We start from the raw sequence: 15909 nt of genomic DNA, 5'->3' as shown, positions 1-15909 counted from the left end.
TGTATATTGTCTGCCTCCATGGGAGTATCTTTATGTTAACGCGTTCAAACTGTTTATTTGGCTAATTCACCACCCACACCGGTTCTTTGGGTCGCTTTCATCTGCCTATCCCTAAGCTTTTTAAATACAAAAGATACAATGAAGGGACAGGTAATGGCTGATACAACACAGGCTGCTGCTACCTGAGCCGTTGCTGCTGCCGCTACGACTGCAAGTGAAGGATCTGCCATTGCTACTGCCTCAGGTGTTGCTACTGCATTACCAGCTGTGGAGCCTGTTGCAAGACCAATAATCGGTTCTTCCCGAAACAGCTTTAAAAGAATGTAAGCGCCGATTCCTGTAAAGGAAGCCACAAGACCAAGGATAATTCCAGGGCCGCCTGCTTTTATAATGGTCTCCAGATTCATTCCAGCACCCAGTGGGAAGGAAAAGAATGGAATAAGTAAAAGCTTACTGCTTCCTAAAAATGCTCTCATATCTTTATCCAGGTTTCCTAATATCATACCAATTACAATTGGAATCATTACTGCAACTACCGCTTTTATAGGAACTACGGCAAGACCGGAGGCTCCAAGAGCAATTAGAGTAAAGAAGGGACCATCCTTAATGGAAAGGATAGCGTATGCTCCTACATCTGTTTCATCTCCATACTGGGATGCCAGGGAAGCATAAAGGCCGCCGTTGCAGTTTGTCAGTGCTGATAAAACTGCTAAGGGGGAAAGACCAAGAACACCCGCCGGGCCAAAGATCTTACCAACAAGAATACCAATTCCTGCTCCTACAATAAACTTACCTGTAATCAGGATAGCACCTTTTTTAATTGCCTTAGGAGCCAGTTTAAAATGGATCTGGGAACCGATTAAAAACATAAAGCAAGCCAAAATGGGCTGTGAAGCGGATTTACTGAACAGGGCTGTTGTAAATCCACCCAACTCTAAGAACTGTGGAAAAAACGTGTTTACGATAACGCCTAAGAATAAAGGAACTACCATCATACCGCCCGGAATTTTATCGAGGGTCTTTTTTATTGGAATCTGCATCATTCAATCCTCCTATTTTTCATACAAGCTTACCTTCCAGTCATGGTCATCTATATTCTGGCTGCACCAGTCTCTCTGGCTGCTTTTTTCACGGCTTCTGCCACATTTTCAGATACGCTTTTATCCAGTGCGTTGGGAAGAACATTTTCATCATTCAGCTCGTCATCTGGAATCATGGAAGCGATGGCATATGCTGCTGCAAGCTTCATTTCTTCGTTGATTTCCTTGGCTCTTACTTCTAAGGCACCCTTAAAGATTCCAGGGAAAGCAAGAACGTTATTTACCTGATTCGGGAAATCAGAGCGTCCGGTTCCCATAACCTTTGCTCCTGCTTCCTTGGCAAGATCAGGCATGATCTCAGGAGTTGGATTTGCCATGGCAAAGAGAATGGAATCCTTGTTCATGGAGCTGACCATTTCCTTACTTACAATACCAGGAGCCGATACTCCGATAAATACATCAGCGCCTTTTAATGCAACACTTAAATCTCCTGTTAAATGATCCGGGTTTGTGATTTTTGCAAGATCCTGTTTTGCATAATCAACGCCTTCAATTCCATCATACAAAATTCCCACTTTATCACAAACAATTAAATTGGATACTCCACATACAAGTAAAAGCTTTGAGATGGCGGTACCTGCTGCTCCTGCTCCATTTACCACTACTTTTACATCTTTAATATCCTTACCTACAACCTTTAAGGCATTGATCACTCCAGCCAGCACTACGATAGCAGTACCATGCTGGTCATCGTGGAATACTGGAATATCAAGCTCTTTTTTTAACTTTTCTTCTACCTCAAAGCATCTTGGTGCGGAAATGTCTTCAAGATTAATACCGCCAAAGCCTGGAGCAATCATCTTAACGGCGGTTACAATCTCATCCACTTCCTTGGTATCAAGGCAGATTGGAAATGCGTTAACACCTGCAAATTCTTTAAACAGTATGGACTTTCCTTCCATAACTGGAAGACCTGCTTTTGGACCGATATCTCCAAGACCAAGAACTGCAGTACCGTCTGTGACCACTGCCACCATGTTTCCTTTTGAAGTGTATTTATAAACATCGTCTTCATTTTCATGGATCTTCCTGCAAGGCTCAGCAACACCTGGTGTGTAAGCGAGGCTTAAATCATCTCTTGTGACTACCTGAACCTTAGATCTGATTTCCATCTTTCCTGCATGACGTTCATGTAACTTTAAACTCTCCTCAAAATAATTCATAATTAATCCCCTTCCCTTTCAACTCGATTCTATCTTTTGTTGTTTTTGCTACAAAACGAGAATAACACAAACCTCTGATGATGAAAATATTAAGGCCATAAAGAAACATTTAAGTTCATATTGTATATTTTGTGAAATATTAAACGCTTTTTATTGTTTTTTTATATACTTTAACCAATTAAAGTTCTTGTTCTTATACCCTCCCATAAATGACTCCCAATCCAGAGTTCTACAGGACCAGCGCTTCATCTCCATGTTTTTAGGTTACTGTGGGGATAGAAAAAGGCCGCGGACTCTGGAGAGAATCCTGCGGCCTTTTGGCTAATTACATATTTTTTATTTTCTTACACCTGTTTCGTCAATGTCATAGCCATCTACTTTTGTGCTTCTGGCAAGGGAGCCGTCTTTGTTAAAGTAATACCATTTCCCTTCGATCTCCAGCCATTTGCCAGATACCATAATGCCCTCGTTGCTAAAGTAGTATGTTTTTTCCATGCCATTGTCAGTGATATTTTTAAAACCAACCATCATTGTTTTAAGGTCGTAGTAACGCCAGTTCTGGCCGTCCTTGACCCAACCGGTTTTTAATATGCCAGATGGTTCAAAGTAATATCTTACACCATCAATGGTCTGCCAGTCAGAAACTGCTTTTCCATCTTTGAAGTACATGTACTGACCACTGTCATTCTTTGCCCAGTTCTGTGCTGTGATTGGATTGATGGTCAGTTTAATGTAACGGTGAAGCATAGCAGATATTTCTGCGCGGCTTGCACTTGCTTTCGGTTGAAAGCTGCTTCCTTCTTTGCCAATGATAACTCCAGCTTTCTGCATGGCAGCTACTGCTTCCTGATATCCGTTTTCAATCTTTGCTCCATCTGAAAAAGCAAAGGGAACACGGGCTACTGGAAGTTCATAACCAGTTGCTTTTGCGTAATTTGTAAAAATTGCAGCTGCCTCTTCACGGGTCACTGCCTGATCTGGAGCGAACTGATTATTTACATTGCCCTGTATGATTCCTTTTTCATTGGCCCATTCCATATAAGGACGGTATCCATTGTCAGCCTTTACATCAGTGAAGCTGTTATTTCCATAAGCGTTTACGTCAATGGCCGCTAATCTGCCAAGTGCTGCGGCCAGGACTCCCCTGGTAATTGCCTGATCCGGTGAAAATACGGTTTCTGTGCTTCCATTTATAAGTCCTCTGTTTACCACATAGTCAATGGAATTTTTGGCCCAGTTTCCACTGGTATCCGTTAATTTTGTTGCCGGAGATTCATAGCCCAGTCCATATACGGAGAAATGGTTGGTCTTAAAGATCAGGCTCTTGCTGTTGCTGTCGTATGCGGAACCTTCCACCCGGGTTGGATTTCCCTGTTCGTCCACATAAACGGCATACAGGCCACCAATGGCTTCATCGGATGCAGGAGCGTAAGGAATGCTTACGAATACAGAACCTGCTCCAAAATTAGATACATGTTTTGCTCCGCCTTCATAGCTTGCTTTTAAATCATAGGTAGGACGTGAGCCGATTTTATTTTTAGCTGCACCGCTAAGTGTGGAAGGATCCACTTTTTTTGCGGTAAGCTGCACGTCTGCATTTGCCTGCTTATTAATTTCGGTTACTGCTGCCAGATTGATACCAAGTGTGATATCCGGACGGTCGATCATCAGCTCTACACTGGAAATTTTGTTACTGATTACCTGCTGCTGAATGTTCTTTGGCAGATTGACCGTAACGGCAGAGGCATCCTGACCGCCTGTTGATACATGGATGGATACTGCGATATTGCCTGCGTTCACACCCTTTTGGGCTGCGATTGCTCTGGCATTTGCAATTGCATCTGTGATATTTTTATCAGATACACTTACCACTGCATTTCCCTTACTGTCAACTTCGGCTGCATTTTGAGCAGCACCTGTGACTGCCTGAGTGGGCCGGGATCCGTTTGTGGTTGAGTTGCCGGAGTCTCTGTCAGAATCACTGCCGGAGTTTCCTCCTGTGTTACCGCCATTATTTCCGCCGTTGTTGCCGCCGTTGTCATCATCTGGCTGACCAATTGTGACAGCCAATGAATCAGAGCTTGCGCCATACAGTTCATTTTCTGCAAAACGCACCACATAGGACCCAGTAGACAGTCCTGTGATTTCCCCACGTTCATTGGTAGTTACTTCTTGGTAGGAAGCTCCGTCTTTTTTGTACTCGTATTTGGTATTGGGGGTAAGACCTGTAATCTTTCCATCGCTTCCGCCATTTGTAGTCGCATTTACGACACTTAAGTGAACTGGTGAAGTGGCCTTCTCTCCTTTTTTCACCGTAAGGACTGCATATACCTTTGCACCTGCCGGGTGAGTTTGTGTCTTTTCTGTTGAAAGACTGATGCGGATGGTTCCTGCTTTTGTCACTGTAAGTATGCTGCCAGTGATTGTACCTGCTCCACTACCGCCTTCCTCAACCGCATAAATTCGATTACCTGCGTTCTGATCCACGGTAAATAATGAGGGTAATTGTTTTAAATCTATGGTAGTACCTTTGAACGTAATGTTTGCGGAACCTCCTGTATTGTTTATGGTTCCTTGGGTTGTAATTCTAAGATCGGAAGCAATATTATCTCCTGCAAATACATAATTAGAGGTTGTATTGCCATTATCTCTTACAATTGCTGGTTCTGTGTAATCTCCTTCCACATTTTGGAATACTTCCATTCCTTCATTGGTAATCCCGTATCTTGCACGGATGGCTGTAGCTATTCCATCAATATCAGTGACTGAACCGCTTTTTGCATATATGGTACCACCTGTAATAGAAATACCACTATCTGAGACAATACCAAAACTCATAGAAGAAGAATCTCCTGCGGTTGCTGTGACATTACCCCCGTAGTAATAAATGCTGCCTATCGCATGGATGCCGGCACTAAAGTTCCCAATTGTGTTCCCCGCAGTAACTTGAAGGATACCAGTATTGCCTGATATTTCCATATCTCCAATACCATAAATGCCTTTGATGGCATTATCGCTGTCGGTATCTAAAACACTTATATTATTATCACTTTCCTCAGCCAAAAAGACCCTTGTTGCATTTGGAACCCTGATTCCAACACTATCAGAGGTAATTAGTTTTATACCATCTAATATAAGATCGTTATGGCCACGATACCATGACCAGCCTTCTGATGTGTCATCGATGTCACTTCTGGCAGGATTTTTACTAACCAGTTCACCATTTATGTTGCGGTACCAAACAATATCCGACGTTAAATCCAAAGTAGTGGTTCGAACTCCGGCTTCTACGATATCAAACCTGGCATCGCTATTGGCCTTTACGGATAATGCTTTACCTCCGGCCAGATTACCTGCGGGAATAACTATATTCATAGCTTCCGTTGATTTTTTCATTGGTGTTCCGGTAAATCGAATGGTAACTTCTTTATTAGAATAATTATTTTCTAATCTCGCAGTGATTCCCTTAGGTAGATTCTGGAACCAGCTTGATACAACGTCACCTTCATTTAAGTTGTCATATGTTTCATTTTCCAGAGATACTGTTATAAAATCGTGTCCGGTAAGTGCATTATTCGTGATACCGGATATAACTTTATTTTCCACAGTGGCAAAAGGAGCTGGCTTTTCTACGGTGAATTTCAAGTCATTGGCTTTGCTGCCATCATTTCTAAAAAAAGTATAACAATAACCAATGTATTTTAAATTTACATCTTCAACATAATCATCATCTGCCTTCTGTAATACGGTAAGTCCTTGATTTGGAGTCAAATTTAGTAAACCAACCGCATAACCACCGATATTTGATTTAGCATAAAGAGTTCCGCCTGTAATATTCAAGGTACTAGTATTGATAATGAAACCGTTAGTTGCTAATGGAGCTGATACTCTTACGATACCATCTTCAATTGTCAGTGTAGTCGTACGAATCCCTGTTGTACCCTCCGTACTGGTCCCCTCAACAATCAATTGACCAGACCCTTTGATTGTTACTTGTGTTCCTTCTATCACATTTGTAGGAGCCAATGCCGAGCTTAAGCTTCCATCTGCTAATAGGATTGTTGCATTGCTAGGTAATTTAATTTTACCATGAAGATTCAAACCATCTAATACAAGTGTTCTCCCAGGATACCCTGCAACCTCATCTCCATATAAATACCATGACCAGCCCTCACTCGTATTTGTAATATTATCTGTAATAGGAGATGCATTTCCTATACCTCCAGATGTATTTGCATAGGTCAACACTTCCGCTGTCAAATCCAGGTCACTGTTACGGGGATTATTGCCAGTAATATAGAATTTGGCATTGTTATTAACGGTTACAGGTAACATGCCATTCGTCAAGTAATCAGCTGGAATTGTAATATTCATTACTTCATCTGTCTCAACAGTTGGAGTTCCGGAGAAAGCAATGGTAACGCTTTCAGGTAAGAAACTTTTCACGGTTGCAGTGAGTCCAATTGGAAGATGGCTGAACCAACTGGATACATTATCATTTTCCTGTAACTCTATCAATGAGTCATTAAGGATTGAAATTGTAACATCATTTTCACCAGTGAGCATTTTTCCAGCTCTGCCAGATACGGTCTTATCTGAAATGGTTGCAGCAGGGTGTAAGGAAGTTCCATTTACAAGCATAACTGCAGTGACAGCAGTGCCACCATTGTAGGTATACTTTCTTTGGATTTCGTCCCAAGTAGCTTCTATGTTATAATCACCGCTATTGGAACTTTGATAAACGGTGAAGCCCGAGCCACCATCCTGCGTTAGTAAGGTATAGTTATTTTCACTACTATTATTGAATCGTATGTAAACCTTAGAATCCTCCAACGTAAAATCTGAATTAGAATCGATTCCGATGCTTCCATAACTAGATGTACTTCCAAGTGTTACATATAATTCACCATCCCCTGCAATTGTAAGGGAATCCCCGGATATACCAACACTAAGTTCAGGGGTATATGCATAGGTATTATTAATAAAATTGTGGCTTCCATCCGCAAGAATAATGGTCGTTCCTTCAGGTACGATTAAACTTTTGAAATCTGCAGTATCTAAATTAATACCATCAAGTAAAAGAGTTTTTTCAGGATAATTGTAATCTTCAGAACCATTTAAATACCAATACCAGCCCTCACCAGTAATTGTGATATCTGAGTCTAAGGGATTTGCTCCTGTCATTCCCCCAATGGCATTTTGAAACATGACCATATCAGCTGTTAAATCCAGCACATTTGTTCGTTTATACCAACCGTTTCCTCTAAGCATCATATTACCAACTGATACCGTAATGGTCGGCAGATCTACACCCGCTGCAATCACATACTCATCAGAAATTGTCGGCTCAAAAATATAATCTCCTGCCACATCTGATTCAAAATCCTGCTCTGGGCTCCATGTTACCGGTACGGAAATAATTTTTTCCACTACCTGAGTTTCCTCTACATCTGTAATCTCAGTATCATTTTCATCAAAGGAATCGACACTGACGCTATATGCCCGAAATGCGTTACTGCTGGTCGCATCAGGTGTTTCAGTTTCATTGGTTTCCTCAGGTTCCTGGGGTTTTGTGGGCTCCTGAGAGCTGCCATCCGTTTCAGTTTCCTCGGTTGGAGCTTCCACTGGCTCTTCCACGGTTTCGGAAGGAATTTCTCCGGTAGTTGTTATTTCTATGGTTGCCATTAATTTCTTAGGCAGGTCAAGCTCCCTAAGCTTCGTGCCGATTGGCACGGATTGATATTCTGTTTCTTCTGCCAATGGCTCAAATGAGATGATTTCTTGTTCATTCTCTGACGGCAGAACATTCGCTGATACCGGAATCGGTATTCCGCCCAGCACCATGACCATTGATAACGCCAATGCCAAAGAACGCTGGAAAGGTCTGTGTTTTTTCATATCTTATCCTCCTTGTAAAGTTATGTAGTATTACCTGACTGGGCCTTTCACCAATCATCCCCCTTTAATATTACTTGCGATATTATACAACACTACAATCAACGGAGAATAAACAACAAAGGGCTGTGGATAACAAAAAATACCCATATCAAGGACTTTTAAACAGACTTGTCCATGATACGGGTATTAAAATTTTATTGTATTTTATTATAAACGATTTTTAAAAATCAACAGCGGGGGCGGTGCATCGTCGGAAAACAGCTTCTCGATCTCCTTTCGAAGCTGCTTTTCTTTTTCTTTTCTTCCAAGCCGCATATAAAAATTCAAAAGCCGGCCACAGGCAATCTCGTGAAAGGGATCCAGCTCCAGGGCGCGAAGATAGAGCTGCTCTGCCTCTTCCTCAAGCTTTAGCTGCTCCCTTTTTTCTCCTGCTTTTAACAGATTGGATATCATGCTTTTTTCAAGAGTCTGCGCTTTTCCAAAGGACCACTCATATGTTTTCCCCTGAAACAGGCCTCCCCGGTAAAGTTCACTCAGCCGTTCCAGGTCTTTTTCCGTTTTCCACGCTGAATTCTGCATCTGCTGAAACTCATATAAATCACAAAAAACTCGTTTGGAATCTAGGGAAATCTGTTTTCGGGTGGTTATGAGGCAATCCTCTAACCCATACTGCTGCAGGGCCTTACGGATGTAATAGACCGTGGAATTTAAATTTTTCATGGCCTTATCTAAGGTAAAGCCTTCCCACAAGGTATCTGCAATTTCATCCCGGCTGACGCTGCCCTTCCAGACCAGATAGGCAAACAGCTCCTCTACCTTTGGAGACCGCCAGCTGATGACGTGTCCACCTTCCTCCTGTACGGAAACACGAAATCCTCCAAAACAGGTGATATAAAGACGGCTGGCTTCCATCCGTTTCATCTTGGTAAGACGATTTATGGTTTTTGCCAAACGCTCCCTGCTAATAGGCTTAAGGAGATAATCCGATGCTTCCAGCTCAAAGGCCTCCAGTGCATACTCTCCGTAACCGGTAACAAATACAACACTGGCAGAGTGCCCCCGCTCCAACAGGAGATTTGCAAACTCCAGGCCGTCCATCTCCGGCATGGTGATATCCAGAAAAACCACATCCACAGGTTGCTTCTCAATGTAATTAAGTCCCTCTGCCGCCGTGCCAAAGGAGCCGCAAAGAGTAATATCCTCTACCTCTGCCAGTAAAATGGAAAGGCGGCTGCGAGCCAGCTCTTCATCGTCTACTATCATTGCCTTCATCTATGGCTGCCTCCTCTCAAACGGCATATTTTTCCCGGTTTTTTATCCTTTGTCAGAGGCAGGGAAAAGCTAATCCTGGTTCCACGGCCGATTTCACTGCAAACGGTCAGCCCTCTGTTATAAAGCATGTGAAGCCTTTGATTGATATTCCACATCCCAATACCACCTGACTTCGGTTTTTCCTCCAGCAACTCGCTGATTCTTACCGCTTCTATTCCAACGCCATTGTCCTCAATCGTAAAGACCGCCTCTTCCTGCTGACGTTTTATGGATATGGTTACAGTGCCGCCTAAAACATTATTCATAAGCCCATGTCGAACTGCATTCTCAACCAGAGGCTGTAAAATAAGGGGAGGAATCGGAATATTTAAGGTTTCATCGATGTCATATTCTACATTCAGCCGATCCCCGAAACGTGTTTTCTCTATGTAAAGATATGCTTCCAGTAATTCCAGTTCTTTTCCCAGGGTGGTCATGGCGTCAATCCGCTTAAAATCAAAGCTGCGCCTTAAATACTGAGATAGCTCCACTACCACCTCTTCTGCCTTTTCCGGTGCGGTAGCACATAAAGCAGCGATGGAATTTAAGGCATTATACAAGAAATGGGGGTTAATCTGAGCTCTTAAAAAAGCGATTTCCGCTTCCTGAGTTCGTAAAACAGAGGTTTGCAGCTGAGAGATTGCCGTAAGATAATGCATAGATAGCAGTAAGATCATTACTACAGCAAAAATCATCATAAATACCTGGGAAAAGCCGGAATTGGCTTTTAATCCCAGAGAAAACAAAATACAATCAAGAGAATACAGATTAACTGCCAGCACGGAAACATAGAGCAAAAGCCCTTTTGCTTCTTTTATGTATAATTGTACGGCACGAATCAGCAGCGCCAAAAGTATAATTGTGTTGCAGATCATGACTACCTGGTGTATTTCATAGTAAACGTGTATTGGTAGTAACAGCACCGCCATCAGATAGAATCCATATAGTAAGGATATGATTTTCACAGGACGCAATGGCAACAGTCCATTTTCAAACTTATGAAACACCCACATCAGGGTAATAAAATTAAAGGATAAAAAGAAATCCTTCATTTTAAACGCCAGAGTAAATGAGATATCAGGGAAGAAAAATAATAGAGGCCGTTGATCGGATAATCCATTGCCAAGTGCAAACACAAAACAAAATAAGGAAAACAGCGGTAATATATATTCCCTGATTCCTTTAATCCGGGCGACCACAAAGAATATCAGGTATAAAAATGCGATGGTCCATAAAATTACAAAAATCCCAAGTGCCAGCATATTGTTTTTCTGATGCTGATACAGCATGGCATCTTCTCTGCCAAGCTCCAGGGAGACAGGAATTCCGGAATTCATATATTCATAATTAGCTACCTGTACAATAATCTCCATGTTTTCACTATCATTTTGAAAGAATCCAAGCTTAGGTGTATTCCCGGATTTATAATCCTTCGCCTGGTAAGCCGGAACTCCATCTGAGATTATTTCGTAGCCGTTAGCAAAGACCCTGCTGGAAAATCGGGCATTGCCCCTCTTAAGCCCCAGTACTTCACTTTCTGGAACATGATTTAATTTGAGCCGATAGGTGGCGCAGCCAAATGCCGGCAGTTTTTTGCCGTCAATTTCCGTTCCGTTCCATAATCCTGGTACCTGCATATAAGCAGACAGTTCAGGCTGGGCTTTTGAATGGAAATCTTCCGGTGTAAGGAGTTGATTCCAATAGAATTCCCATTCTCCGTCTAATCGCAGAATTTTGGTCTCATCCATATTCCAATTGGATAAGTCAATGACTCCTTGCACTCCCCGGGGATTACTTACATACCGGTCTATGTGCTTTGGCATTGACAGAAAAAGCAGGGAACTGAAAAAGAATAGCATAAGAAGGGCTGTAATGGATCGTTTAACCAAGCTGTTACCTCCAATGGAAACATCAACGAGACCGCACTCTCTGCATGCGGCCAGAAAAAAGTATGCTTAATTATACCTAAAATACCATAATTCGACAAGAAGAACTTATTAAATCATTTTTAAAAAAACAGGGACCCAAGATGCTTGTCCCTGTTTTTTATGATGTATCATAGCTAACCTGTCTTTATGTTATTTCCGCTCATTAATCCAGGCTTTTAATGTACTCAATTGCATGTTTTCCTGCCATTCTTCCACTGTTAACTGCAAATCCAAGACTATTTCCTGGAAGCACAAATACGTAATCAGGATTACAGATAGAGTATGCATCCGTACCAGCCGCATAAAGACCTGGAATTATATCTGCCTGCTCCGTGATGACCTCTGTCTTCTCGTTTATTTTGATTCCTCCCATGCTGCCGTAAGCACTTGGAGCAAATTTAAGCGCATAGAATTTATGACCATCAATGGGCTTTAAATATCTCTTCTTCTTATTAAATTCCTCATCGAGCCCTGACTGACACGCCTCATTATACTGTTTTAAGGTCTCTGCTAATCCCTCTTTATCGATACCAGTTTTTTCTGCCAGCTCTTCTATGGTATCTGCCACGAACAAAACGTCACTGCCGTTTCTTACATGCTCTTCCATTTCCTGATTAAAATAAGACATGTCCATGGAAGACGTTACCACATTAATGAGGTCCAGACCATTTTCCTCATACCGCTTTAAAATGTTATCATCGACAATGGAAAATACAACACGGTTTTTCTGGCGCGCAATGGCATTAACAGAGAAAACAGGATTCTCCACCACCTCTTCATTATAAAAACGTTTGCCATCAAGATTTACAAACAGGTTTGGCTGACGGAAGGGTAGCTCAATGGGTGCGTAGCCGCCTGTATTAGGCGCAAAGAATACCAGCTCCATGTCCATATAATCTTTTCCAGCGCCAGCATCCCAGGCCATCTGAATGCCGTCACCCGTCAGTCCTGGTATCCGATAGGAATAAAGATCTTTTCCCCATTCATAAGGAGTATATTTTTTAATGAATTCAGGACTGTCACCAAATCCACCGGTTGAAATAATAACGGCACCGGCATATACCTCCAGCTCTCCATCCTTATCACTGGCAGTCACACCGATGATATCTCCATTGTCTTTGATGAGATTCTTCACGGGAGTTTCCAGCATTATCGTAACACCAAGCTCTTCTGCCCGCTCTGTCATTGCCTTTATCATGGTTGCAGCTGCACGAAGCCCTGGATTTCCGGTTTTCGGTTTGATGATGTGCCATGTAGCCTCTGAACCAGGAAAGTATTTGGATGGCAATGCAAATTCAACGCCCATATCCTGAAGCCATTCAATGGTCTCTGAAGACTGGTAAATATAGTTTTTCACAAGCCTTGCATCACATCTCCAGTGAGTATAATCCATGAATTTTTCAAACGCCCGCTCCCTTGTAAGGTCAATCAGACGTTCCTTTTGAAGCTTTGTTTCCACACCGAGAAGCCCCATTGCCATATTGGCACATCCTCCTGTGGTATTGGCCTTCTCAAGTACAATAACCTTTGCCCCTTTTTCTGCTGCTGTAATTGCTGCTGCAAGTCCTGCTGCCCCACCGCCTATTACGGCGATATCTGCATCGAATTCTCTCATGATACTTCCTCCTGTTTTTGATTTATTCGCTTCTTCTACGTCTCCTTGGAGACATTAAGCTGCCTTGACTTGAATCGGAAGGAGTACTTCCCACTGGCACCGGTATGGTTGGAAGATTGGGCACAGAAGTACTCGATTTTTTTATGGCACCAGACTCACAGGCCAGTACGCAGTCCCCGCATTTTGTGCAGGAGGCTGAGTCAATGATGTGAATCAGTCCGTTGCTGCCCTTTATGGCTTCTTCCTTACATGCCTTAGCACATAAGTTACAGCCAATACAGGCTTCCGGTGATATATAATAAGTAATGAATTTTTTACAGACCAGTGAGTCACAGCGCTTTCTCTTAATATGGCGTTCGAACTGCTCTCGTTCATTGTCTATGATATCTTTTGCTATTTTTCCCACTTCCCTGCCAAAATCGCAGCCTGAGCCTATGGACATATCCTGGGATATTTCATTTATTACGTCTATATCCCCCTCCCGGCCGCCTCCTTGGGTAATGGCTTCTGTGAGAACGGAAAGCTGCAAGATCCCCTCCCTGCAGATGACACATTCCCCACAGCTTTTGCGGCGAAGGGAGTCAGAAAGGGCCTTTAGCCGATCCACCGGACAAGGGCTATTTGCTTCTTCGTACGCACTTGATACAAAGTCTTTGATCTCATCCACAGACTTTTCTTTCCACTGTTCTCTTTCTTTTAATACCATAATCCGCCCTCCTTCTCCTACTTGATTTTATAATGTACCCAAAGCTTAGGCCTTGTGATCTGGGTTCTTAAATCACATTGCAGACATCTTCCGGCTTCTGTGCACGCGGCTGATTCCTTGTAGCACGAATCCACGCAGCCCTGTCGTTCGGTCTTTAAAAAGCCTTCCGATTTTCCCAAACATGGATTTGGTGTCACGTCTTTTGCAAGCTTATCTTCAATATCCCCATCCCCATTTAACTCCTTGCCAATGACTAAAGCAGCCTTACGGCCTGCGGCAATGGCCTGTACCACGGAATGAGTTCCATAAACAACGTCTCCGGCAGCAAATAAATCCTCTCTGCCTTTTACTCTGATATCATCGTCTGTATCAATGAGATTGCCCTTCTTTACTGGAACATCCCATTGCTTTGGCAGCTCTGGCTTTTGTCCGGCAGCAAAGATAATGGTATCCGCTTTTAATACATGTTCTGATTCGGGTTTTACTTCTAACTGCAATTTCCCGTTTTCATCAAAGGTAAAGGAAGATACCTCCTGACACCTAACTCCTGTGCCCTTATTTTCAGAACCTTCGATTGCAAGAAAGGTTCTTCCATTCATCAGTCTGATTCCTTCTTTTAGTCCCTCTGAAATCTCCTCTTCGCTGGCAGTCATGGCTTCCCTGCTTTCCAGACATGCAATTACCACGTCCTTCGCTCCCAGGCGCAGGGCTTGTCTGGCGCAGTCAAATGCGACATTTCCTCCTCCAAGGACGATTACTTTTTCTCCCACAGGCTCTGAGTCTCCTAAGGACGCTCTTTCTAAGAACTCAATATTTTCATAGACATTGCTATAATCAGCTCCTTCTATGGGCAGACGGTTTCCCTTCCCGGCCCCAACCGCCAGTAATATTTTATCAAAGCCCTCTCTTTTCAGATCCTCTAAGGATTCTACTTTTGTATTGGTTAATATGGTGACTCCTGTCCGTTCTATTTCCAAAATCTCTGCCTGAACGGCCTCTCTTGGAAGCCGGTATTTTGGAATTCCCGTAGACAGCATTCCCCCTGCCACCGGCGATCTCTCAAAGACAGTGACCTCATGGCCCAGCTTTGTTAAATAATACGCAGCGGTCAGACCTGCTGGACCGCTTCCTATCACTGCTACCCGCTTTCCTGTTTTCGGTTTGTAGGTCACGTGCTCTCTCCAAAGCCCCTCATCCTTTGCTGCTGCAAATTTCTTAAGCTCACGGATGGACAGGGACTGGTTGATTTCCTTTCGCCTGCACGCACTTTCACAAAATGCCATACACACATATCCCAGGGAATGGGGAAAAGGTGCCTTTTCTCTGATGGTGGCAATGGCATCCTGATATCTTCCTTCCTTGATGGCGCGGACGTATTTTGGAACATCCGTATGAATGGGACATTCTGCTTTACAGGGAATCAGTTCAAGCTCCCGGTTTAAATTCGGCTTAAAGACCCCTTCCTTATCCTGCAAGGCTCCCGTCGGGCATACCTCTACACATGCTCCGCAGAAACGGCAGTTCTCTTCTGCCATGGTGTGGTGATTTTTAACGTCTACCACGACCCTGTCATCTTCTGTCATTTCATAATTTAATACATCAACACCACGTAATTCCTTACAGGCTCTTACACAGCGGCCACAGGATACACAGCGGTTCAAGTCCCGGACAAACAGTGGATTTACCGTATTTACAGGCACACTGTTTAAGGTTCTTCGAAGCCTTGAGGTGCTGACCTCCAAATATTGAATTAAGGACTGCAATTCGCACTTTAGATATTTAGGACAGGTGGTGCAGTCATCCACATGATTTGCCAGCATCAGTTCCATGGAAAGCCGGCGCATATTATTTAATTTCTCTGTCTTTGTATGTATTACCATTCCATCTTCCACCTGGGTGGTACATGATGTTTTGATTTCACCCTGGCCTTCAATCTCCACCACGCAAAGTCTGCATTCGCCTGCATCCGGCAGATCAGGATGATGACACAGATGGGGTATATATAAATCTGCTTCCAAAGCTGCGCTTAGTATGCTTTTTCCTGAATCAACCTCCAAAGAATATCCATCAATCGTAATTGACACCTTTTCCATTAAAGCCCTCCGTTCTCTTCCTTTCATTTGACAAAATAACTCTTATTGACTCTTTTTATTAATAATCTATAATAGACTATATGGTCTGCCATAGG

8 protein-coding genes are annotated in these 15909 nt (G+C 43.0%); all 8 read right to left on the bottom strand.

Annotated elements, in window-relative coordinates; translation table 11 throughout:
- Window positions 1–53 precede the first annotated feature (53 nt).
- Window positions 54–1043, bottom strand: a complete 990-nt coding sequence (locus OW255_RS07485) for a 2-keto-3-deoxygluconate permease (protein ID WP_331485815.1) — start codon at window positions 1041–1043, stop codon at window positions 54–56.
- A 47-nt stretch (window positions 1044–1090) separates the two neighbouring features.
- Window positions 1091–2263, bottom strand: coding sequence for an NAD(P)-dependent malic enzyme (locus tag OW255_RS07480; protein WP_268116211.1), 1173 nt, complete (start codon window positions 2261–2263; stop codon window positions 1091–1093).
- A gap of 336 nt (window positions 2264–2599) precedes the next feature.
- Window positions 2600–8161 (bottom strand): S-layer homology domain-containing protein, encoded by a 5562-nt coding sequence (locus OW255_RS07475; RefSeq protein ID WP_268116210.1) that lies wholly within the window; start codon window positions 8159–8161, stop codon window positions 2600–2602.
- Between the two features lie 207 nt (window positions 8162–8368).
- Window positions 8369–9433, bottom strand: coding sequence for a response regulator (locus OW255_RS07470; RefSeq protein WP_268116209.1), 1065 nt, complete (start codon window positions 9431–9433; stop codon window positions 8369–8371).
- Window positions 9430–11361, bottom strand: coding sequence for a sensor histidine kinase (locus OW255_RS07465; RefSeq protein WP_268116207.1), 1932 nt, complete (start codon window positions 11359–11361; stop codon window positions 9430–9432). The genes OW255_RS07470 and OW255_RS07465 overlap by 4 nt, the downstream gene beginning before the upstream one ends.
- A 202-nt stretch (window positions 11362–11563) precedes the next feature.
- A complete protein-coding gene (locus OW255_RS07460; RefSeq protein WP_268116206.1) occupies window positions 11564–13015 on the bottom strand; it encodes an FAD-dependent oxidoreductase in 1452 nt (483 codons plus the stop codon).
- 22 nt (window positions 13016–13037) lie between these two features.
- On the bottom strand, window positions 13038–13721 hold the full coding sequence (locus tag OW255_RS07455; RefSeq protein ID WP_268116205.1) for an NADH-ubiquinone oxidoreductase-F iron-sulfur binding region domain-containing protein: 684 nt from the start codon (window positions 13719–13721) through the stop codon (window positions 13038–13040).
- A 17-nt stretch (window positions 13722–13738) separates the two neighbouring features.
- On the bottom strand, window positions 13739–15814 hold the full coding sequence (locus OW255_RS07450) for an FAD-dependent oxidoreductase (protein WP_268116204.1): 2076 nt from the start codon (window positions 15812–15814) through the stop codon (window positions 13739–13741).
- Window positions 15815–15909 lie beyond the last annotated feature (95 nt).

It is taken from the genome of Lacrimispora xylanolytica, assembly GCF_026723765.1.
GTDB lineage: Bacteria > Bacillota > Clostridia > Lachnospirales > Lachnospiraceae > Lacrimispora > Lacrimispora xylanolytica.
Note: the sequence above shows the minus strand (reverse complement) of the source record. Positions and strands in the feature narration are given on the sequence as shown.